The organism is Clostridium liquoris (assembly GCF_002995785.1).
In the GTDB taxonomy this organism is placed as follows: domain Bacteria; phylum Bacillota; class Clostridia; order Clostridiales; family Clostridiaceae; genus Clostridium_AO; species Clostridium_AO liquoris.
The window spans coordinates 1-23,586 of record NZ_PVXO01000048.1; the positions used below are offsets into that span (position 1 = coordinate 1).

A 23,586-nucleotide genomic window follows, 5' to 3' on the forward strand; every position below is an offset into this window, starting at 1 on the left:
TTTAAAATTGTGTGTCTAAAAGCCTTTTTGTCATACAGTAAATTAAATTCATAATGTTTTTCTATCCAAATAAGCACTTTTATTACAACCTCTAGTAATTGTTAATTATTGTTTTTCGAATACACTATTATTAATTTTATTATAATACTTTATTGTATTTTTTGTAATATATTATTTAATAATTTTATATTTCTCAGTATATAAGTTGAACACCTATAGATTAGATGTTATAATCTATAAAGTATATACTATATTTTGAAATTATAATAGTGAGGATGGAAAAAATGAAATTTTTTGAAAAAATTTTTGGCACATATAGTGATAGAGAAATAAAAAGAATAATACCGATAGTAGATAAAATAGAGCTATTGGATTCAAAAATGCAGTCTTTAACTGATGAACAGCTAAGGGCTAAGACCGATGAATTCAAGGGAAGATTGACAAAAGGTGAGACTTTAGATGATATATTAGTAGAAGCTTTTGCAGTAGTTAGGGAGACTTCCTTTAGAGTTATAGGACTTAAACATTTTAGAGAACAGCTTATGGGTGGTGTTATTCTTCATCAAGGAAGAATTGCAGAAATGAAAACTGGTGAAGGTAAGACATTAGTAGCTACTTTGCCAGCATATCTTAATGCTCTTACTGGAAAAGGAGTTCATATAGTTACAGTTAATGACTATCTTGCTAAAAGAGATAGGGAGTCTATGGGCCCAATATATGAATTTCTAGGATTAACTGTAGGGGTTATACTTCATGATCTAGAGCAGACTGAAAGACAGGAAGCTTATAATTGTGATATTACCTATGGAACTAATAGTGAATTCGGCTTTGATTATTTAAGAGATAACATGGTTATTTATAAAGAAGAAAGGGTACAAAGAGGATTAAATTTTGCTATAGTAGATGAAGTTGACTCTATTTTAATAGATGAAGCAAGAACTCCTCTTATTATATCTGGCCAAGGAGAAAAATCCACAGAGTTTTATAAGGTAGCAGATTATTTCGCTAAATCTTTGACTAAAGATGAAGATTTTACTGTAGATGAAAAGGCCAATGCAGTAATACTTACTGATAAAGGGATAAAGAATGCAGAAGCATATTTTAAATTAGAAAATTATGCAGATCCTGAAAATATGGAAATTCAACATCATGTGGTTCAGGCATTAAAAGCTAATTATATGATGAAAATGGATAAGGACTACATAGTAAGAGATGGCGAAGTAATGATAGTAGATGAATTTACTGGCAGAGTTATGGAAGGAAGGAGATATAGTGATGGTCTGCATCAGGCTATAGAAGCTAAAGAAGGGGTTAAAGTAGAGAGAGAATCTAAAACTTTAGCTACTATAACTTATCAGAATTACTTTAGAATGTTCAAAAAGTTATCTGGTATGACAGGTACAGCCCAAACAGAAGAAGGGGAATTTAGAGAAATATATGGTCTTGATGTAATAGTTATCCCAACACATGAACCAGTTATAAGAATTGACCAACCAGATTTAGTTTATAAAACTGCTAAGGGAAAATTTAAGTCTGTAGTTAATGAAATAGTAGAAACTAATAAAAAGGGTCAGCCTATACTGGTAGGTACTGTAAGTATAGAAAAATCAGAATTGCTTTCAGAAATGCTTAAAAAGAGAGGAATTCGTCATCAAGTTCTTAATGCTAAATACCATGAAAAAGAAGCTGAAATAATATCTCATGCTGGTGAATTTGGTATGGTTACAATTGCTACTAATATGGCAGGACGTGGTACTGATATTAAGCTGGGAGAAGGAGTAGTAGAGGCAGGCGGACTTAAGATAATTGGTACAGAAAGACATGAATCAAGAAGAATTGATAACCAGTTAAGAGGACGTTCTGGTCGTCAGGGAGATCCTGGTGAATCAAGGTTCTACGTATGCTTAGAAGATGATTTAATGAGAATCTTCGGTTCTGATAAGTTAAAGGGAGTAGTTGAAAAGTTAGGCCTTGGCGATGATGAAGCTATAGAAAGTAAAATGGTAAGTAATGCTATAGAAAATGCCCAGAAGAAAGTAGAAGGAAACAATTTTGATATAAGAAAAACATTAATACAATATGATGATGTAATAAATCAACAAAGGGAAATAATCTATAAACAGAGATCTCAAGTTCTTGAAGGAGAAGATTTAAAAGATCAAATTCAAGAAATGATAAAGGATTTAATTTATTCAGCAGTGGATTCTCATATTTCTGGAGTAGAAGAAGAATTCGAAAATGATTTAGGAAACCTTATCAACTATTTAGAAGATATATATATTCCAAAGGATTATTTAAAGGTTGATGATTTAGCAAAGTTATCAAATGATGAAATAAAAGAAAAATTATACACAATGGCTCATAATATGTATATGGAAAAAGAAGAGAAATTTGAATCTGAACAGATGAGAGAAATTGAAAGGGTTATCCTTTTAAGAGTTGTTGATACAAAATGGATGGATCATATAGATAATATGGATCATTTAAAACAGGGTATAGGACTTAGAGCATATAAACAACAGGATCCAGTTCAGGCTTACCAATTTGAAGGAAGCCAGATGTTTGATGAAATGATTTATAACATAAAAGTAGAAACTATAAAATACCTATTCCATGTTCAGATACAAAGAGCACCAGAGAGAGAAAGAGTAGCTAAAGAAACTACTACCAACTATGATGGTGGTAATGGCTCAACGAAAAAAGAACCTATAAGAAGAGAGAACAAAGTAGGTAGAAATGATCCTTGTCCATGTGGAAGTGGCAAGAAATACAAGAATTGCTGTGGAAGAGAAGCATAGTAGGAGTTGATATAAAGTGTTATTGGAGTTAGAAGAGGTCTTAGGCCAGTTAAACTCAATGGGAATTACACTTAAAGAAATAGGTGATTCACTTTGACTTAGTTTCCTTAAACTATAGAATAGAGGAATTGCAAAATAAAATGCAGGAAACTAACTTTTGGAGTGATTTAAAAAAAGCTCAAGAGGTAGCCCAAGAGGAAAAATTCTTAAAGGAAAGACTAAGTAAATATAATGATTTTTCTGGAAGAATAGAGGATGCTAAAGTTTTCATAGAGTTGATCAAGGAAGAAGAAGATAAATCTTCCTTATCGGATCTATTAAGCGAAGTAAATAATTTAAAAAACGGTATAGAATCATTTAAGGTAGAGGTATTGCTTTCAGGAGAATATGACAGAAATAATGCTATAATTACATTACATACTGGAGTTGGTGGAACAGATGCACAGGATTGGACTGAAATGTTACTAAGAATGTACACTAGATGGGCAGAAAAAAAAGGATATAAGGTAGAAACTATGGATTTATTACCTGGAGATGAAGCTGGAATAAAAAGTGTAACTCTTAAAATAACTGGAGATTTTGCCTATGGATATCTAAAAGCTGAAAAAGGAATACATAGACTAGTAAGGATTTCTCCTTTTAATGCCAATGGGAAAAGACAAACTTCCTTTGCATCCTTAGAAGTACTGCCTGAACTTACAGAAGGTCAGGATATAGAAATTAGACCTGAGGATTTAAGAGTAGATACTTTTAGAGCTTCAGGGGCTGGAGGACAGTATGTAAATAAAACTGAATCTGCCATTAGGATTACTCATCTGCCTACAGGAATAGTAGTGCAGTGTCAAAACGAGAGAAGCCAGCATTCTAATAGAGAAACAGCTCTTAAAATGTTAAAATCAAAATTAGCAGAATTAAAAGAAGCTGCTCATAAGGAAAAAATAGAAGATTTAACTGGAGAATTAAAGGACATGGGCTGGGGCAGTCAAATACGTTCCTATATATTCCATCCTTATAATCTAGTTAAAGACCATAGAACTGGGGCAGAAACAAGTAACTTAGGCGCGGTTATGGATGGAGATATAGATTTATTTATAAATGAATATCTTAAGCAAAAGCAATAATAATATATTAAAAAGGTGCTAGAAATTAGCACCTTTTAGTTTTACAGGATAGAATAAATAAAAGTAAAATGGCTATAAAAGAGGTTATACAAAATTCCTTATAATTTAGAATTAATGGATTGTTATTATAAGCATATTTTATAATTTCCCTATTGGCTACTTTAAAGCATCTATCTATAGATTTAGTGCTTATAAAGGAAGCTTTATCATTAGGAGTATGAATACGAGTTAAATCATTATCTATAAAAGTTATGGCTTCAATTCCCGAATTTGTAAAAGCCTCATGGTCGCTAGAGTCTTGAAATAAATAGTTAAAATATATATTCTCTTTTGAACATACTGAGCCAGCAGATTTTATTAGGGGAGAATTTATGGAATCATTCTTACCCCCCATAATACATAAGGGAGTAGAATTATCAGTTCCTATCATATCAAAATTAAAAACTTTGCTATTTTGCAATATGGGTAGGTTTTCCTTAACAAACTCATTGGAACCTAAGCAGCCAAATTCTTCTCCGTTAAAACCTATAAAGAGCATGTTTTTATTAGGTTTTCCTATGGATTTTAAATATTTGCTCATTTCGATTATAAAGGAAATACCAGAGGCATTGTCTAAGGCACCGGTATATACTGTATTTTTCAAATCTGTACCCAAATGATCAAAATGGGCAGAAATTATAATAGGTGAGGAAGTTGTATCCTTTCCATCAAGTAAACCTATTACATTACTAATGGTTGTTTCTTTTATTGTATAAGGTATAAAACAGTCTACCTTATAGCCATTGTTTATATAATTATTAATATCTTTTTTTGTAGAATTAGTTATCATTACATACATATCAGTTTTAGTTTTAGGAAAAAATGAACTTCTAAAATTTAGTTCATCCTTTTCTGGCACGAAAAATAGAAATTTACCATAGTCGGAGTCCACTGTAAAAAAGTTATTATCTGAGGATATATTATTTGATTTATCAAAAATAATTTTGTTATTTCTAAAGTTTAACATATCTTCTTTATAATCTTTAGAATATACATATTCTTTTATTATCTCATTTTTGTTATTTATAATTCTTAGATAAGGCTTTTCTTCTGATCTTTCGGGATAAAATGTAGAAAAACTATGATAGTAACTATTATTGAAAGGCTTAAGTTTATTATCAATAAATTTATCTTTAACAAAATTTGCGGCTTCTATATTTTCTATTGTGCCAGCTAACCTACCCTTTAATTCTTCAGAAGATAAATATTCTATATTTTTTTTTACAGAATAACTATTAAAGGGTTTTATACTTAAGAATAGGTTAAAACTAAAGTAAAAGATTATAAGAAATAACGTTATAATATAGTTAAGAAGTTTTTTAAGCATTGAAAATCTCCTTATAAAATTAATATCTTCTAAAGATATATATTACATTGCAAAATAGTATATAACTGGTGTAAAATAATTTTGGCTTCAAGTTAGTTGACATAAGAATAAAAAAATGGAGGTACATATGAAAAGCATAGAGGAAAGATTAAGTAAAGAATTGAACGTTACCATAAAACAAGTAGAAAATGTTATAGAGCTATTGGATGGAGGAAATACAATCCCTTTCATTGCAAGATATAGAAAGGAGGTTACCGGTGGGCTAACAGATGTTATTTTAAGGCAGCTTTCAGAAAGACTTATATATTTAAGAAATTTGGATGCAAGAAAAGAAGACGTTATAAGAATTATAGAAGAACAAGGAAAATTAACTGAAGAGTTAAAGAATAGTGTATTAAAATGTGACACATTAACGGAGGTAGAGGATTTATATAGACCTTATAAGCCAAAGAAGAGAACAAAAGCTACTATAGCCATAGGAAAGGGACTAAAGCCTTTAGCATACATAATACTTGAAGGAAACTTTAAAGGTGACATTCATGAAGAGGCAGGTAAATACATAGACGAGGAAAAAGGAGTCACTACAACAAAAGAGGCTTTAGAGGGGGCCCAAGATATAATAAGTGAGATTATATCTGATGAGGCAGAATACAGAAAATGGATTAGATCCTTTGTAAATAAGGAAGGAGTAATACAAACCAGTGGGGAAAGCAAAGAGCCAACTCCTTACGAAATGTATTACAGCTATAGTGAAGCTGTAAAAAGCATACCCTCTCATAGAGTACTTGCCATAAATAGAGGGGAGAAAGAGAAAATACTTTCTGTGAAAGTTTTGGCAGATAATGATAGAATAATCGATTATTTAAAGGGTAAAGTGCTAAAGGGAAATGAAATAACAGATATATATTTAGAAAATAGTATAGGTGATTCCTTAAAAAGACTTATATACCCATCTATAGAAAGGGAGATTAGATCCCAGCTAACTGATAGAGCAGAAGAGGGAGCAATAGAAATATTTATGGCAAATTTAAAAGCTCTTTTGATGCAATCACCAATAAAAGGAAAGGTAGTTTTGGGATATGATCCAGGGTTTAGAACTGGGTGCAAAATAGCTGTGTTAGATGATACAGGTAAGCTTTTAGATATATCTACAGTTTATGCTACTGCTCCACAAAATGATATAGAAGGATCAATTAAAAAACTTAAAGAATTAGTATATAAATATAATGTAGATGTAATTTCATTGGGAAATGGAACAGCCAGCAGGGAATCAGAAAAGGTTATAGAAATGCTTATAAAGGAAGTAAAAGAAGAAAAAGGTAAAGAGCTTTATTATGTAATAGTGTCCGAAGCAGGCGCTTCTGTATATTCAGCTTCTGAACTGGCAGTAAAAGAATACCCAGATATTGACGTATCTATAAGAGGCGCCATATCAATAGGAAGAAGATTACAGGACCCTCTAGCAGAACTTGTAAAAATTGATCCTAAATCTATAGGGGTAGGACAGTATCAGCATGATATAACTCCTAAAAAGCTAGATGAATCTCTAAAGGGAGTAGTTGAAGACTGTGTTAATAACGTAGGAGTGGACTTAAATATAGCTACACCTTCATTATTATCATATATCTCAGGTGTAAATTCTTCTATAGCACAGAATATAGTAAGTTATAGAGAAGAATTTGGGAAGTTTAAAAATAGGAAGGAACTTCTTAAAGTTAAAAGACTGGGAGCAAAGGCTTTTGAGCAGTGCGCAGGCTTCTTAAGAGTAATGGAAAGTAATGAGCCTTTAGATAATACATCGGTTCATCCAGAATCCTATGGGGGTGCAAAAAAATTATTAGATATGTTAGGCTACACAGTAGAAGATCTAAAGAATAGCAAATTAGAGGACATAGATAAAAGAGTTGAAATTTTAGGAATAAATAATTTGGCAGAAAAATTAAATATGGGCGTACCAACCTTAAAGGATATAATAAAGGAATTAAAAAAACCTGGAAGGGACCCAAGAGAAGAATTGCCAAAGCCAATATTGAAGACAGGGGTTGTAGATATAAAGCAGCTTAAGCCAGGTATGGTACTTATGGGAACTGTAAGAAATGTAGCTGATTTTGGAGCCTTTGTAGACATAGGAGTACATCAGGATGGATTAGTACATATAAGCCAATTGGCAGACAGATTTGTAAAACATCCATTAGATGTGGTCAAAGTGGGAGATATAGTAAAAGTAACAGTATTAGAAATTGATGAAAAAAGAAAAAGAATAGCCTTAAGCATGAAAGAAAATGCAGAGCAAAAATCAATTAATAATTGTTTTGACTAGCTATTGAATTTTAAGTAAAACTATCATATAATAATTTTGTAATATAAATTAAATATTATTATAAAATAATATCTTCAGGGCGGGGCGAAATTCCCCACCGGCGGTATAGCCCGCGAGCCGAAAGGCATGATTCGGTATAATTCCGAAGCCGACAGTAGAGTCTGGATAAAAGAAGGTATAATAAACAAGATGTTTATTGCGCCCTGACAATATTTTGTCAGGGCTTTTTTATACCTTAGCCTTAAGAATATATATGGATGGAGGAGTAAAATAAATGAAAAATAGGAGATTAAGTAAATTAATTAAGGTATCATTGCTAAGTGTTATGGGATTTTTATTAATGTACATTGAATTACCTCTACCGCTATTTCCAGATTTTTTAAAAATAGATGTTAGTGATTTACCAGCTTTACTTGGAGCTTTTGCATTAGGACCTGTAGAAGGAGTAATAATTGAATTAATGAAAAATATACTTAAAGGATTATTTGGCACTCAAACAGCTTTTGTAGGAGAAACTGCAAATTTTTTAGTAGGATCCGTAATGGTATTTACAGCAGGACTTATATATAGAAAGAACAAGAGTAGGAAATCAGCAATAGCAGGATTAACAATTGGTACTGTGATTATGTCTGTAGTTGCAGCAATAGGTAATTTATATATATTCTTACCTTTATATGAAAAAGTACTTCATATACCATTAGTTGCTTTCGTTGAAATGGCTCAGAAAATTAATCCTGCAATTACAAATATAAATACTTATATAATATGGGCTATTATACCATTTAACCTTATAAAGGGTGTGTTTGTATCCGCAATAACAGTGGCTGTTTATAAGAGTGTGTCACCAATACTCCATAAAGAAAATATTAAAAAGAAATTAGTAAATAATAATTAGGACTTATTTTGTGTATAAACTGATAAAGTTTAATTAAATTATAATACTAAAGCAAACTGCATTTATGTAGTTTGCTTTAGTATTATAAACTTTTATTCGATAACTAAATAAGAGGTGATTTTATGTCAGGGATAGGTAACATAAATAATATTTATAACCCTGATTCGAAAAGAATTACAAATAGATTATCTTTTCAGCTAGGAGAAACATTTTTAGCTAGTATAATAACTTTGGATGAAGTAAATGAAGAAGTGCTGCTTAGATTAATGGACGGATGGCAATTTCCTGCTAAGTTAAAAAATCATCTGGATTTTCCTCCATCAGGGCTTATTAAATTTCAAGTGGATGGATTTGAGGATGGAAAGCTTAATTTAACTATTATTAATGATAAAAATTCTCAGGAAAAATTACAACAAGATTCTATAGAAAATATATTGAAAAATGAGAATATAGTAGTAGATAAAGATGAGTATTCTCTTTTAGAAAACATGGTTAAACATAACATACCACTTACCAAGGGAAATATATCAGAAGTAAAAACTTTAATAAATTTTATAAATAAAACTTCTAATCAGCCTTCAGAAGAAGAGACTTTTATAAAGAAATATGCAGAAAGCAGGGGAATAAATTTAAACTCTCCACAGGGGGAAAAGACAGAGAAAATCTTAAAAGGATTTTTTTCTCAATTAAAAGAACTAGATCAGGATAGTATTTTAACTTTATTAGAAAATAATGTGGATTTAACTGAGGATAATATAAAAAGTTTTAATAAGGTTTTTAAAGAATCCATGTCTATATATAAAAGTTTAGAGAAAATAAAAAATTTTGTAGAGGAAAATAAACAATTACCTATGAAAGAGAATTCCATAGAAAAACCTTATGAAAAAACCATTGAAGCTTCTAAAAACTTTACAAAGGGAAATATAGATGAAGGGGAAAAGGTCCCTATTGAAATCGGCAAAGGATCCCTAGAAAATTTATTAAAAGAAAAGCCTATAGAAAGCCATATAGATAAGATAATAGACAATAAAGAAAAGCTAAATATAAAGAATATTGAACAAACTAAACAGGGTGTAGAAAACAAATTAGAAGGCAAAAATATTTTTGCAAAGGATGTTAATATAGAAAATAAAAAAATTAAAACTGATAATTTGTTACCCAAAAAAGCGATATTTTTTGAAGACAACATTGAAAATCTATCCGATAAAGTAAAAGTGGAAATAAATAATAAAATAGAAGAAATGAAAAATACTATTAAAACTTTATTAAAAGGAAAAGATAATACTGACAGTGAAGTATATGATAAAACAGTTCGGTTGGTAAAACAGGACATGAACAATTTTAAAATATTTAATACCATATCCAATGAATATTATTACATGGACATACCGATGAAAGTGAATGAAGGGGAATATCAGTGTAAATTAATAATAAAGGATGAAAGGGAAAAAGGAAAGAAGATAGATAGTAAAAATGTTAAAATTGCAACTTCAGTAAAAACGGTGAATATGGGTGTAGTAGATGCTTTTATTTCCGTAAATAATAGGAATATGAATGTAGATATAAAGTGTGGTAGGAATTGGATAAAGGTTTTAGATAGTGGAAAAGATAGAGTATTGAATGCATTAAGCAATACAGGTTATAATGTATATATTAAGGTAGAAGAAAAAAAGGAAGAATTAAATTTAATTAGCTGCAGAGAATTTTTTGATGATAAAAATATAGGTGCTATTAATGTAAGAGTGTAATGGTGTTCTTTAAATCTTGGAGGAATCTTTATGGAAAAGAAAAAAGCAGCAGCGCTGACATATGAAAAGGGATATGATGTGCCCGTAGTTACAGCGGCTGGCATGGGATGTATTGCAGATAAAATAATAGAAAAGGCTGAAGATAATAATGTACCTATAGTTTATGATGATGAATTAGCAAATCTTTTAACAAGTGTAGATGTAGGCAGTGAAATACCCTATGATTTATACGAAGCTGTAGCTAAGGTTATAGCCTATGTAATGGATATAGATGAACTAATAGACAGAGGGTGAATATATGGCAATTTACGCAATATCAGATTTTCATTTGGCTTTTACTACAGATAAACCCATGGATGTATTCGGAGCTAACTGGTATAAGCATGAAGAAAAAATAAAAGAAAATTGGTTAAATACCATAAACAAAGAAGATACAGTATTGATAGCAGGAGATGTATCTTGGTCCATGAGAATGGAAGAAGGGATGATGGATTTAGAATGGATTCATAATTTACCAGGAAGAAAAATACTAGTTAAGGGAAATCATGATTACTGGTGGACTAGTATCACTAAGCTGAATAATTTATATGGAGATATGAAATTTATTCAAAATAATCATTTTTCCTATGATGACTATGCTATATGCGGTACTCGAGGATGGATATGTCCTGGAGGAGAAAAGTTTACAGTACAGGATGAAAAGATATATAATAGGGAACTAATAAGGTTAAGATTATCTCTAGAAACTGCTGTTAAAGAGGGCTTTGATAAATTTATAATTATGCTTCATTACCCGCCAGTAAATGATAAATGTAAGGAATCTGGATTTATAGAAATATTTAAAGAATATAATATAGAAAAGGTAGTATATGGTCATTTGCATGGTATAAGTAAAGACAAAGTATTTGAAGGAAAAGTAGACGGAATAGAATATATTTTAACTTCTTGCGATTATTTGGATTTTAAACCTACAAGGATTCTTTAATCTTTGTAGGTTAAATTATTGACAGCTATATTCAAAAATCGTAATATATAAATATAACGATGGAGGTAAATGAATTATGGATAATTACAATATAAATGATTTTAATGAAAAAGCAGAAATTTTAAAAGTTCTAGCACATCCAGTTAGATTATGTATAGTTAAGGGACTCGCAGATAAAGGACAATGCAATGTTAGTCATATGCACAACTGTCTTAATATGCCTCAGTCTACAATATCTCAACATTTACAGAAATTAAGAGCCGCAGGAATAATTAAAGGAGAGAGAAATGGATTAGAGATAAATTACAGTATTTGTGATAAAAGAATATACAATTTGATAAAGATTTTGTTTGAAGAATAAAACTTTTATATTAATGTGTGGAGGTAATAAATGTATGAATAAAAAGATTTTAATAGTAGGAGGGGTAGCGGGGGGAGCTTCTGCTGCGGCAAGAATTAGAAGGTTAGACGAAGATGTTCAAATAATTATGTTTGAAAAAGGAGAATTTATTTCTTTTGCTAATTGCGGTTTGCCATACCATATAGGAGAAACTATAAAGGAAAGGGAAAGGCTTATAGTTCAAACTCCAGAAGCTATGGAAGGTAAATTTAATATAGACGTAAGAATAAATAGTGAGGTAACAGAAGTAGATGAAAAAAATAAAAAGGTAAAGGTAAATAGTAAAGAAAAAGGTATTTATGAAGAAAGTTATGATTACCTTATACTTTCACCAGGAGCAAAACCAATTAAGCCTCCTATTCAAGGTATAGACAGTGATAAAATATTTACTTTAAGAAATATACCAGATACAGATGCCATTAAAGCATTGGTGGATAGTAAAAAAGTAAAAAGCGCTGTAGTAATTGGCGGAGGTTATATTGGTGTTGAAATGGCTGAAAATTTAACTCACAGGGGTATAAAAGTAGCCTTGGTAGAAGCAGCACCTCATATTCTAGCACCCTTTGATTCAGATATGGTTACCTATGCTGAAAGTGAGCTTCAGGATAATGGAGTAGGTGTAATCTTAAAAAATGGGGTAAAGGCATTTAAAGATTATGAAAATAGAATAGGGGTAATATTAAATAGCGGAAAAATATTAGAAACAGATATGGTTATACTAGCTATTGGAGTTAAACCAGATACAGATTTTATAAAGAACACTGGAATAAAGCTAGGCTCTAAAGGTCATATCCTAGTAAATGAATATATGCAGACAAATATACCTAACATTTATGCAGTAGGGGATGCTATAGAGGTAGTAGATTTTATAAATAAAACTAATACCACAATACCACTTGCAGGACCGGCAAATAAACAGGGAAGAATAGCAGCAGATAATATATGCGGATTAAATTCTAAATATAAAGGAACCCAGGGAACCTCTATAATAAAGGTGTTTGATTTAACCGCTGCAAATACGGGCAATAATGAAAGAACATTGGAAAGACTAAATATACCATATAAAGTTATATATGTTCACCCTCAATCTCATGCTGCATATTACCCTGGTTCAATACCTATGAGCATAAAATTAATATTCAATGAAGAAGGTAAGATTTTAGGGGCTCAGGCCTGTGGATATGATGGAATAGATAAGAGAATAGATGATATAGCTACAGTTATGAGACTGAATGGAACAGTATATGATTTAGAGGAGTTAGAACTATCTTATGCACCACCATATTCTTCAGCAAAGGATCCTGTAAATATGGCTGGCTTCGTAGCAGAAAATGTATTAGCTAATAGGGTAGAAATGATTTTACCTAAGGATATAGATAATAGGGACAAGGATAATACCATACTGCTAGATGTAAGAAGCACATTAGAAAGTGCGGCAGGTTATATAGAGGGTACTATAAATATACCTTTGGAGGTTCTAAGAAATAGATTAAATGAACTAGACAAAAGTAAAGAAATATTAATTTACTGCAAAATAGGACTAAGGGGATATATAGCCTATAGAATATTAAAATCCAAGGGATTTAAAGTTAAAAATTTGACAGGTGGATACAGCACATATATTATGAGTAAGTTTACACCAGATGAAGTGGATGCAGATGAATTTAAAGGGAATAACCATAAAAATCAGGGCTGCTGTCATTGTTCCAAAGAAGATATAAATTCGCAGGTTTCTAATAGTAATGACATAAAAAATGTGGATAAAGTGGACAAAGAGTTAGATATATGTGGATTAAGCTGCCCAGGACCATTAATGCAGGTGAATTCCACAATAGGATATATGGAAGAAGGAGAAATACTAAAGGTAAAGGCTTCAGATCCAGGATTTTTTCCAGATGTAAAAGCTTGGTGCAGGAGAACTAACAATGAACTTTTGGAAATTAAAAAGGACAAAGGTTTAATTATAGCTGTGATAAAAAAGGGCTGTAAGAAAGCAAATAATGTTTCTGTAGGGATTAGCGATATATCTGAAAAGGACAACAAAACCATTGTAGTATTTAGTGGAGATTTTGATAAGGCTATAGCTTCTTTTATAATTGCTAATGGAGCAGCAGCTATGGGGAAAAAGGTTACTATGTTCTTTACCTTCTGGGGATTAAATATTTTAAGAAAACCAGAAAAGGTTAGTGTAAGTAAAGGATTTATGGATAAGATGTTTGGTGCCATGATGCCAAGGGGAAGCAAAAAATTAAAGCTTTCTAATATGAATATGCTTGGTATGGGTACAAAGATGATGAGAAAAGTAATGAAAGATAAAAATATAAGTTCCCTGGAAGATCTTATAAAATCTGCTGTTGATAGCGGAATAAATATTGTGGCTTGTCAAATGTCTATGGATGTTATGGGGCTTAAAGAAGAAGAACTTATAGATGGAGTAAAAATAGGAGGAGTCGGCTATTACCTAGGAGAAGCTGAAGATTCAAATGTAAATCTATTTATTTAATGCAAAAAGCATATGGTGCACAACGGTTGAGCACCATATGCTTTTTCCTTGTATTGTATTATAATTGTAGATAAAGTATTATTAAGATAATAATAACTAGCGAGGGGGCATAGGCTATGGCTATAATAGAATGGAAAACTTTTTTAATACCCTATGAGCAGGCTGTGGAAGAATTGAAAGTAAAGTTTAGAAGCATAAGAAGAGAATATAGGAGAAAGAATGAATACTCACCTATAGAGTTTGTAACCGGCAGGGTTAAGGAAATATCCAGCATGCTTGAAAAAGCTAATAAGTTTGACATACCTCTAGATAGAATAGAATATGAAATGGAGGATATAGCAGGAATTAGAGTAATGTGTCAATTTGTAGATGATATCGAGAAGGTAGTTAATTTAATGAGACAAAGAACGGATATGCAGATTATATATGAAAAAGATTATATTACTGACGTAAAAACTAGTGGATATAGGAGCTATCATGTAATAATAAGGTATCCAGTTAATATGGCAGATGGAAGAAAGGATATACTTGCAGAATTCCAAATAAGAACTTTAGCTATGAATTTTTGGGCTACTATAGAGCATTCTTTAAATTATAAATATAAGCATGATATACCACAGGAAATAAAATATAAGCTTAAATCTGCTGCTGATGCTGCCTTTCAGTTAGATCAAATGATGCTTGAAATAAAGGATGAGATAAAAGATGCACAAAAATTATTTGAGGTTAAATCTAATATAATATCAAATATAATGGATAATATAATTACTTTATCTTCCATAGGGAAATCTGCAGAATCCATGAGATATCAAACTCAACTAAATAAATTGATTGAAGAGGGGGAAGTGTTTGAACTTAACAATCTGTTAATGGCTACGGAAAAAACTCTAGAAATGTATAAGTAAAAGGCATGTAGTGCACCCACTACATACCTTTTACTTATTTTACAACTATATTTACAAGCCTTCCCTTTATAACAATTACTTTTACAATGTTTTTGCCTTCAGTATGTTTTTTTATATCCTCACTATTTAAAGCCGCTTCTTTGATAGCAGTTTCTGAAAAGTCTGATGGAATATTTATTCTTCCCTTAACTTTACCATTAATTTGAATAGCTATTTCAATTTCATCTTTAATTAATGCATCAGGATTGAATTCTGGCCATTTTGTATTAAATATTGAGAATGGCATTCCTAAAAGTTCCCATTGTTCTTCTGCAAAATGAGGAGCAAAAGGAGAAATTAATTTTATAAAATCAACTAAACATTCATTTAAGAATGAAGCATTCTTTGTTTTCTCATTTATATATTTAGATAGACCATTAGTGTATTCCATAAGTCTTGCAATACAAGTATTAAACTGCATTTTATCAGCATCTTCTGTAATGGATTTTATAGTAAAGTGTCTAATATAATTTAATTCTTTTTCCGTCTTATCCAAGGTGGTTTTATCATTAACAGGAGTATTTATATAATCTCTACAGGATTCTAACGTTCTCTCTACCCTATCTATAAATCTTCCCATAGATTTTATACCGTCATCGCTCCATGCTCCACCTTCAGTGTAGTCAAATCCAAACATTAAATACATTCTAAATACATCTGCACCAAATTCTTTAATGTAATCATCTGGTGAAATAGTATTTCCTTTTGATTTACTCATTTTCTGTCCATCTGGCCCAAGTATTAATCCCTGATGGGTTAAGGAAGTAAATGGTTCATCAAAATTTAGATAGCCCATATCTCTTAATGCTTTAGTAATAAACCTTGCATATAAAAGGTGCATACAAGCATGTTCTGGTCCACCTACATATTTGTCTACTGGAAGCATCTCGTTTATCAAATCTGTATCAAAAGCTTTTCCGCTATTTTTGCTATCAGGATATCTTAAATAATACCAGGAAGAGCATACAAAGGTATCTAGGGTATCTGCATCTCTCTTTGCTGGCCTACCACAAACTGGGCAAGTAGTGTTTATAAACTCATCACATTTTGCTAGAGGAGATTTTCCATCAGGAGCAAATTCCACATTATATGGGAGTTTAACAGGCAACTGATCCTCTGGAACAGGTACTGAGCCACATTTATCACAGTGTATTATTGGAATGGGAGCTCCCCAATATCTTTGCCTTGATACCAGCCAATCCCTTAGTCTATAGTTAACTTTTTTAGAACCCAAGTTTTCTTTTGAAAGCTTTTCTATTATAGCTTTTCTTCCTTCTTCTGAATTCATTCCGTTAAACTCATGGCTATTTACCATTGTACCGGATTCTGTATAAGGGAGAGATTCTCCACCTTCTATAACTCTTTCTATTGGTAAATTGTATTTAGAAGCAAAAGCAAAGTCCCTTTCATCATGTGCAGGAACTGCCATTACAGCACCTGTACCATAAGTGCTTAATACATAGTCTGCAACCCATACAGGAACCTTTCTTCCGTTAACAGGATTTACTGCATAAGCACCTGTAAATACCCCAGTTTTTTCTCTTGTAATGGATTGCCTTTCTATATCAGATTGTTTTTTAGTCTGTTCTTTGTATGCATTAACTGCTTCTTTATATTCTTTTGTAGTAATTTTATCTACTAATGGACTTTCAGGTGCTAGAACAACATAAGTTACACCAAATAATGTATCAGCTCTAGTAGTAAATACATTAAAGGAGACATCTGAATTTACAATTTTAAAAGTAACTTCTGCTCCTGTGGATTTTCCAATCCAATGCCTTTGCATAGCTTTTGTTTTTTCAGGCCAATCCAATCCATCAAGTTTTTCTAATAACTCCTCTGCATAATCTGTTATTTTTAGGAACCATTGAGTTAAATTCTTTTTTGTAACCTCAGTGCCGCATCTTTCACAACATCCATCTAAAACCTGCTCATTGGCAAGAACAGTATTACAACTTGGGCACCAGTTTACAGGAGCTTTTTTCCTATATGCTAAACCTTTTTTATATAACTGTAAAAATAACCATTGAGTCCATTTATAATAATCAGGTTTACAGGTAATAACTTCATTTTCCCAGTTAAACATAGCACCCATAGCTTTTAGTTGTTGTTCCATGGTTTCTATATTTTTAAAGGTTGAATCTTTTGGGTGAATTCCTGTTTTTATAGCAAAATTTTCAGCAGGGAGACCAAAAGCATCAAAACCCATAGGCTGGAATACATTATAACCTTGCATTCTTTTAACCCTTGCCCAAGAATCTACTGGAGCATAGTTAAACCAGTGACCAGCATGAAGTTTACTTCCAGAAGGGTAGGAGAACATTTCAAGTACATATAATTTCTTACCTTTCTTATTTTTATCAAATCTATAAAGCTTTGATTCATCCCAGATTCGCTGCCATTTTTTATCGATATCAGTGCTATATTTAGCCATGTCCATCGCTCCTTTAATAAGTATATTTTATGATTAATTTATATTTTACAAATAAAAAAACTTCCTCTCTTTTTTAAGAGACGAAGTTAAAAATCCGCGGTACCACTCTAATTAAAACCTATGGCAGGCTTTCCCTTGAAATTATAACGGAATAACCGTATCTGCTTTTAGCAGATAAACTCCTAGGTGAGTTCATATTCTATTACTACTGTTTTGCACCTTCCAACAGCTCTCTTAAAGTAAAGAAAATACTACTACTCCTATTCATAGTTTTAATTATAAATTTATATTAAATTCTATATCATTAGTGAAATGTTGTCAAGGATATAAAATAAAAACTCTTGATAAATCAAGAGTTTTTATGGCTGCCCATGCTGGACTCGAACCAACACATACCTGCTCCAGAGGCAGGCGCCTTACCATTTGGCTAATGGGCATCATTTAAAATTTGTGGTTTTTTAGTTGCCAACATTTATTATTATATCAAATTATGAAATAGTGTCAATACTTTTTTTGAAAAAACTTTTTTTCAATTTCACATATAAAAAGTGTTAAGGCATAGTCATACAAAAAGAACACAACTTCAGCAGCTAATATCAATATAGGTATAGGAATAAAAAACTTATTTAAATCTATATTAGGAAGAAAGTTTTTATAAATAAAAAATGAAACTAGGAGAGAAAAATTGAAAAAAGCAAATTTCAAAATTAGCTCTAGGGGTATTTTTCTTAGTTTTTCTATATATAATTTAACAATGCCATATAATCCAAAAAAAATTATATATAGTAAAACCGAGCCTTTAAATCCTATAATAAATAGGCTTAGTAAGCAAGTGCCTATATAATTTATAATCCCTACTTTTAAATTAGTACTTATTATACCTATAGGTATTAAGGAAGAGGCAATAATCAATAAAAATAATTTATTAGTGGGAACTAAAGTACTTAAATATATAAATATTAATCCTAAAGCAGTTAATAGACCTCCTCGGGCTAGATAAGAAGTTTTCAAAATTATCATCTCCTATTTCTTTAACAGCAACTTATAAAATCTCCTCCACAACATTCACAACAGCAGTCTAAGAAATATAGAGTAGTACACATCTGACAAAGACCTTTATCGTTACCATTTCTATTATTGTAGTAAGGCTGTCTATAAGATCTATTCATATTATTTATACGATTAAAGGCATCTCTATATTCCATATTATTAGGATCCATATTACAAGCTGTTCTTATGTAATTATTGGCAGCATCATACCAACCTTTGTTTAAACTAATCACGCCCATAAGAAAATTCCATTCTGCATTTCTTGTAGAAGTCCTGCTCAATTTTTCCTCAGCAGTAGATAAATTGCCATTTTGAATATCCATTCTTATAGATTGATAGTCCATATAATTGTTAGAATCATTGTATGAATCGGAATTATAAGAAGTTGAGCTATATGAGCTGCTGCTATTATCTGCATTCTTCATAAGATAATCATAGGCTTCGTTTAACTCTCTCATTTTTTCTTCTGCTAAATCTTTTAGTGGATTATTTTCATATTGATCTGGATGATATTTTTTGGCTAGTTTCCTATAAGCTTTTTTTATTTCTTCTTTAGAGGATCCTTCTTTTACACCAAGTACTTCATATGGATTTGTCATAATTAAAATCACTCCTTTTAAATACTTTGTCCATTTTCTCCATGAGACCATACTGTAATATATTATACAAAAGCTCTTCATTTTTCTTTATGTGTAGCTTGCTTAAGCAATCTAAACAGTGTCTTCCACACATTGTCAAAATGAAATCTATTCTTTCTTCTATCTCTCTACTAAAATCTTTATAATTTTTATTATCTTTATTCAATATAAAATTAATAGGATTATATTTTTCCTCATTCATATCTTTTTCAAGATCATCCCAAGCATCTATTATGTATATCCACTTCCCTAAGTTATATCCTAGATTATAGAGAATTTCACTATTAATATTATCTTTTTCTATATAAGAAGATAATATATAACCAGTAAGTTCTCCAAATGGATGGCTTATTTCATCTATACTTATGGAATCTTTATTTTTTTCAAAAGAGTACAATTCATCTAACTTTTTTTCTATATATTCTATATTATTTGCAAATTTAACACAAGTTTTTTTTGTGCAAACTTTTAAAAGAATAGATAAAAGCTTACTTTTAATAGACTTGTCATCATTAACATTGTCTAAAAGTTTAAAATAAGCTAAAGTTATATTACAAAAGGCTGCATATTCTAAAGGAGGGTTTGATACCATAATTATCTTTTTTCTCATAGGATGAACTATACAATGTTTTTTAATATAGGAAGGGCTATCATCGTCCAATGAGTGAAGCAGAATGGCAAGAAACGTCATATCATAATTTAAAACAACCCTAGGCAAGTTTCCATAATTAGATTTTATTGTTTTGCAGAGACCACAATAGTAGGCCTTAAATTTTTCATAATCTTTTATTTTCAATTCCATTTTACAAGGAGTTACATATCCAAACATATATTAAAATCCTTTACTTTTAAAAATTTCTATAAGCTCGTATATATTTTTTGAAGTAGTATCATTCATAGTGTACCCTAATTTTTTAACTACTTCTTCTAATTCTTCTTCATTTATAGATTCAATCTCTATGTATGGAAATGGGCAGAAAGATTTTTCATTTACATCTATTTCTATAAGGGTATTTTTATACTTATAGCTTTCCCTATATTTTTTTATAGACTGAATAAGCTCTAAACCTAAAGATTTAAATATTTTTTCCCCTTCTATGGCATCAGATATTTCTACTTCATTTTCATCCATTATTTTAAATTTATCCTGACTCAATATTTTTTTTGTTGTCATATAGTATTTTGTGGAATCATGCAAAAGATCCTGAACAATTCGTATTCTTGCATATCCTTGCTGTTTTAACAGATCCTTTGTTTTAAAATCAAATAGATTATTTATTTGATTTTCTTCCTTTACTTTTACACAGTTTAACTCCGTCGTTTTTTTTCTTATATTTTCAATATCTATATTTAGTATTTTTACCTCTAATTCTTTCAAAATTCTCACTCCCTATTATATTGAGATTATAACATACTTATTTATTTTATAGATAGGTAATCATAAATTTCTTAATGAAAAAATAAATATTTGTTTTTAAGTTGGGGATAATAAATAACGTTAGAAGTTAAAAATAAAATTATTGGAGGTAGGAAAATGAATGCAGGAAATAAACAAATAGAAAGTAATAACCTGAAAGTTATATCTGATCAATTGACTCATGAGTGTTTAATGAATAAAAAATTTAATTTATATGCACAGTATTGTACAGATCAGCAATTAAAGGATTTATGCAATTCATCTGCTAATGTCCATAAACAAAACTTTAATGATTTAAAATGCTATTTAGAATCGCATCAATAACTATAATTATTTTGAATTTTTAGGAGGGAAAATTATGAATACTTCACCAAATTTAAGTGAAAAAGATTTAATGCAGGATTTACTCACTACAGAAAAACAAGTTATATCAGCATATAGTACAGGGATCACAGAATCATCATGTCCAAATCTTAGAAATGTTTTATTAAATAATTTTAGGAATGCTGAAGACACACAATATAAGGTATTTGATGCTATGAAGCAAAAGGGTTGGTATCAAACTAAGGATGCAGCAGATAATGAGGTGCAACAAATAAAAACAAAATCAAATCAGATGCAGCAGGAATTAAAATAGTCCATGTAAAAAAGGATAGGTATTAAAGCCTATCCTTTTAAAAATCAATATTAAAGAGTATTTGAAGAACCTAATACATTTTTAATTTTATTTTCTACTAGTTCTTCTATAGCTTCTCTTGCAGCCCCTAGGTATTTTCTTGGATCTATTTCTTTTGGATTTTCACTTAGAACCTTTCTTACTAAAGCTGTCATAGCAAGTCTTAGATCTGTATCCATATTTATTTTACAAACAGCCATAGAAGCTGCTTTTCTTAACATTTCATTAGGAACTCCTTTAGCTCCATTAATATCTCCGCCAAATTCATTGCAAATAGATACAAATTTTGGTTCTACAGAAGAAGCACCATGTAAAACTATTGGAAAGTTTTTAAATCCAGCAGCTTCTAGTTTCTCAGTTATTGTACCTAATCTATCAAAGTCAAGTTTAGCTTCTCCTTTAAATTTATAAGCACCATGGCTGGTTCCTATAGCTACAGCTAAAGAATCTACACCAGTTCTCTTTACAAAGTCTACAGCCTGATCAGGATCTGTATAGGTAGCTTCATGACCGGCAACTTTAATCTCATCTTCTACTCCGGCTAATTTTCCAAGCTCTGCTTCAACAACAACGCCTCTGCTATGAGCATATTCTACTACTTCCTTTGTTAATCTTATGTTTTCTTCGTAATCATAATGAGAACCATCAAACATAACAGAAGTAAAGCCTGATTCTATAGAAAGCTTCACCTGATCCATATTTGCACCATGATCCAAATGAAGAGCTATATCTATACCAGTCTCTTCTATAGCTGCATCTACCATATGTTTAAGGTATTTAGGGCCAGCATATTTTAAGGCGCTAGATGATACCTGAAGAATAACAGGTGACTTCTGTGCCTTTGCTGCATTTACTACAGCTTGAATTATTTCCATATTGTTAATGTTGAAAGCACCTATAGCATATTTTCCTTCATAAGCTTTTTTAAACATTTCCTTTGTGGTTACTAAAGCCATATATATTCCACCTTCCAACTATATTATTTATGTTAGTATATTTTACTCATAATTATATTATAAAACATATTAATGAAATTGGCTACATTTATTAAAAAATATTACAGAATAAAACTTGTATAAGTTTACAATAGTATATCATATATATGTTATTAATATAACATATATTTTAAAAAATATTCTCTGTATTAATTTTTTCTAGTTTAAGTGTATGTTCAAAGAAGAATTTTACAGCATAAAGACTAGCCATAGCTTCTTCTTTGTTATGGTATTTCACATATTGTGTTAATTTACTAAATTCAGTATTAATATTATCTATTTCTGCATGATTTACAAAGATAGATACTTTACTAGAATTAGATTCCATCTCATTGGACATTTCCTTAAGTAACATATCTGATTTGCTCCAATCTTCCTTTTCTATAGATTGTTCTAATTGTATATTCAATTTTTCTATAGAAGCATATGTCTTATCTAGATAATTAATGGAAAAAATTATTGCAAGTATCATGCATATAAAAATACCAACAGAAATTAATTCATTTTTCATATTAACCACCTTTTCCATATTAATTCTATTTATTTTTTTGGTAATAAAATTTTCCTTGAGAATCTAACAAGGCTATAAATACGTCATTAATATCATTTATATTATTTTTATTAAGATTTTTCTTTAACCAATTCATATCTTGTTTAATAAGTTTTAGATTTTCATAAATTACCTTACCATCTATTATCAAGGTAACTGGTAAGGTATCTTGAGTACATTTAACATTCATATCCTTTTTAGTTGCATAATCTAGTTCTGTTTTAGATATTATAGATATTTGACCGCTGGTCTCTAAAATAGCATATTCTATATCCTCTATGTTATAATATCCTTTGATTCTCAGTTCCTCCATTAAATCATTTATATTAAATTTTTGGGATTTTAGTTCCTTAATATCTAACTGACCATTTTTAATCAATACACTTGGTGTGCCATTTATTAAAGCCCTCATCTTTATACTTTTAAGTTGAAGTAAGGAAACTATGGTTTGTAATAGCAATAAAGTTAGTATAGGTATAACACCATGAATCAACGGTATGCGTGTATCCTGCATTGGCAAAGCAGCTAGTTCAGATATCATTATGGTTATGGCAAGTTCAAAAGGTTCTAATTGACCAATTTGTTTTTTTCCCATTAATCTCATGGTAATTATGACTAGAAGATATAGTATTGCAGTTCTAATTAATACAGTAAACAAAAAAATCACTCCTTCTATAGAGTATATTTTTTTCAAAAATCAAAAAATTATTAGTGATATAGGCTAATTTTTTAAAATTAAAGTATAA

Annotated in this window: 20 protein-coding genes, 1 tRNA gene, 1 riboswitch and 1 other annotated feature; of the genes, 12 read left to right on the top strand and 9 right to left on the bottom strand. The window is 30.5% G+C overall.

What is annotated here, in order from left to right:
• Positions 1-284 precede the first annotated feature (284 nt).
• Together secA and prfB are read left to right on the top strand one after the other, a co-directional pair.
• On the top strand, positions 285-2,798 hold the full coding sequence (gene secA, locus CLLI_RS09040; RefSeq protein WP_106063893.1) for a preprotein translocase subunit SecA: 2,514 nt from the start codon (positions 285-287) through the stop codon (positions 2,796-2,798).
• Between the two features lie 16 nt (positions 2,799-2,814).
• Positions 2,815-3,919, top strand: a protein-coding gene (gene prfB, locus CLLI_RS09045) for a peptide chain release factor 2 (protein WP_341457004.1) whose coding sequence is annotated in 2 segments (ribosomal slippage) — positions 2,815-2,883 and positions 2,885-3,919 — 1,104 coding nt in all. Because the reading frame shifts where the segments join, the coding sequence is not laid out codon by codon here.
• Positions 3,920-3,944: 25 nt separating this feature from the next.
• On the opposite strand, the gene CLLI_RS09050 is transcribed toward prfB, so the two are convergent.
• Entirely contained in the window at positions 3,945-5,285 is a 1,341-nt protein-coding gene (locus tag CLLI_RS09050; RefSeq protein ID WP_106063894.1) for a M28 family metallopeptidase, read from the bottom strand.
• A 127-nt stretch (positions 5,286-5,412) separates the two neighbouring features.
• Between CLLI_RS09050 and CLLI_RS09055 the strand changes: the two genes are divergently transcribed.
• The 8 genes from CLLI_RS09055 (at position 5,413) to yjbM (ending at position 15,041) form a co-directional block, all read left to right on the top strand.
• Positions 5,413-7,605: a Tex family protein gene (locus tag CLLI_RS09055; protein ID WP_106063895.1), complete on the top strand. Its 2,193-nt coding sequence runs from the start codon at positions 5,413-5,415 to the stop codon at positions 7,603-7,605.
• Positions 7,606-7,671: 66 nt separating this feature from the next.
• Positions 7,672-7,786, top strand: a riboswitch (FMN riboswitch).
• Between the two features lie 93 nt (positions 7,787-7,879).
• Positions 7,880-8,500: an ECF transporter S component gene (locus CLLI_RS09060; RefSeq protein WP_106063896.1), complete on the top strand. Its 621-nt coding sequence runs from the start codon at positions 7,880-7,882 to the stop codon at positions 8,498-8,500.
• Positions 8,501-8,622: 122 nt separating this feature from the next.
• Positions 8,623-10,248, top strand: coding sequence for a ring-infected erythrocyte surface antigen domain-containing protein (locus CLLI_RS09065; RefSeq protein WP_106063897.1), 1,626 nt, complete (start codon positions 8,623-8,625; stop codon positions 10,246-10,248).
• A 30-nt stretch (positions 10,249-10,278) separates the two neighbouring features.
• A complete protein-coding gene (locus CLLI_RS09070; protein WP_106063898.1) occupies positions 10,279-10,542 on the top strand; it encodes an EscU/YscU/HrcU family type III secretion system export apparatus switch protein in 264 nt (87 codons plus the stop codon).
• Between the two features lie 4 nt (positions 10,543-10,546).
• Positions 10,547-11,233 carry a metallophosphoesterase gene (locus tag CLLI_RS09075; protein WP_106063899.1) on the top strand — a complete coding sequence of 229 codons (687 nt, stop codon included), beginning with the start codon at positions 10,547-10,549 and terminating at the stop codon, positions 11,231-11,233.
• A gap of 76 nt (positions 11,234-11,309) precedes the next feature.
• Positions 11,310-11,594, top strand: a complete 285-nt coding sequence (locus CLLI_RS09080) for an ArsR/SmtB family transcription factor (RefSeq protein WP_106063900.1) — start codon at positions 11,310-11,312, stop codon at positions 11,592-11,594.
• Positions 11,595-11,628: 34 nt separating this feature from the next.
• Positions 11,629-14,136, top strand: coding sequence for a CoA-disulfide reductase (locus CLLI_RS09085; RefSeq protein WP_106063901.1), 2,508 nt, complete (start codon positions 11,629-11,631; stop codon positions 14,134-14,136).
• A 116-nt stretch (positions 14,137-14,252) separates the two neighbouring features.
• Positions 14,253-15,041, top strand: coding sequence for a GTP diphosphokinase (yjbM, locus tag CLLI_RS09090; RefSeq protein WP_106063902.1), 789 nt, complete (start codon positions 14,253-14,255; stop codon positions 15,039-15,041).
• Between the two features lie 34 nt (positions 15,042-15,075).
• On the opposite strand, the gene leuS is transcribed toward yjbM, so the two are convergent.
• The 5 genes from leuS to CLLI_RS09120 form a co-directional block, all read right to left on the bottom strand.
• A complete protein-coding gene (leuS, locus tag CLLI_RS09095; RefSeq protein ID WP_106063903.1) occupies positions 15,076-17,514 on the bottom strand; it encodes a leucine--tRNA ligase in 2,439 nt (812 codons plus the stop codon).
• A 73-nt stretch (positions 17,515-17,587) separates the two neighbouring features.
• Positions 17,588-17,791 (bottom strand) — a binding site (T-box leader).
• Positions 17,792-17,876: 85 nt separating this feature from the next.
• A tRNA-Gln gene (locus CLLI_RS09100) sits at positions 17,877-17,951 on the bottom strand.
• Positions 17,952-18,545: 594 nt separating this feature from the next.
• Positions 18,546-19,163 carry a J domain-containing protein gene (locus CLLI_RS09110; protein WP_106063904.1) on the bottom strand — a complete coding sequence of 206 codons (618 nt, stop codon included), beginning with the start codon at positions 19,161-19,163 and terminating at the stop codon, positions 18,546-18,548.
• Positions 19,147-20,031, bottom strand: coding sequence for a DUF5685 family protein (locus tag CLLI_RS09115; RefSeq protein WP_106063905.1), 885 nt, complete (start codon positions 20,029-20,031; stop codon positions 19,147-19,149). Before CLLI_RS09115 ends, CLLI_RS09110 begins: the two co-directional genes overlap by 17 nt.
• 3 nt (positions 20,032-20,034) lie before the next feature.
• On the bottom strand, positions 20,035-20,580 hold the full coding sequence (locus CLLI_RS09120; protein WP_106063906.1) for a class IV adenylate cyclase: 546 nt from the start codon (positions 20,578-20,580) through the stop codon (positions 20,035-20,037).
• Between the two features lie 156 nt (positions 20,581-20,736).
• Between CLLI_RS09120 and CLLI_RS09125 the strand changes: the two genes are divergently transcribed.
• Together CLLI_RS09125 and CLLI_RS09130 are read left to right on the top strand one after the other, a co-directional pair.
• A complete protein-coding gene (locus tag CLLI_RS09125) occupies positions 20,737-20,943 on the top strand; it encodes a hypothetical protein (protein ID WP_106063907.1) in 207 nt (68 codons plus the stop codon).
• 34 nt (positions 20,944-20,977) lie between these two features.
• Positions 20,978-21,256 carry a spore coat protein gene (locus CLLI_RS09130; protein WP_106063908.1) on the top strand — a complete coding sequence of 93 codons (279 nt, stop codon included), beginning with the start codon at positions 20,978-20,980 and terminating at the stop codon, positions 21,254-21,256.
• Positions 21,257-21,306: 50 nt separating this feature from the next.
• On the opposite strand, the gene fba is transcribed toward CLLI_RS09130, so the two are convergent.
• From fba to CLLI_RS09145, 3 genes are all read right to left on the bottom strand, one after another.
• Complete coding sequence (gene fba / locus CLLI_RS09135; RefSeq protein WP_106063909.1) at positions 21,307-22,251, bottom strand: class II fructose-1,6-bisphosphate aldolase; 945 nt, start codon at positions 22,249-22,251, stop codon at positions 21,307-21,309.
• Between the two features lie 169 nt (positions 22,252-22,420).
• Entirely contained in the window at positions 22,421-22,801 is a 381-nt protein-coding gene (locus tag CLLI_RS09140; RefSeq protein ID WP_170063690.1) for a DUF4363 family protein, read from the bottom strand.
• A 25-nt stretch (positions 22,802-22,826) separates the two neighbouring features.
• Positions 22,827-23,498 carry a DUF421 domain-containing protein gene (locus tag CLLI_RS09145; RefSeq protein WP_106063911.1) on the bottom strand — a complete coding sequence of 224 codons (672 nt, stop codon included), beginning with the start codon at positions 23,496-23,498 and terminating at the stop codon, positions 22,827-22,829.
• Positions 23,499-23,586: the final 88 nt, after the last annotated feature.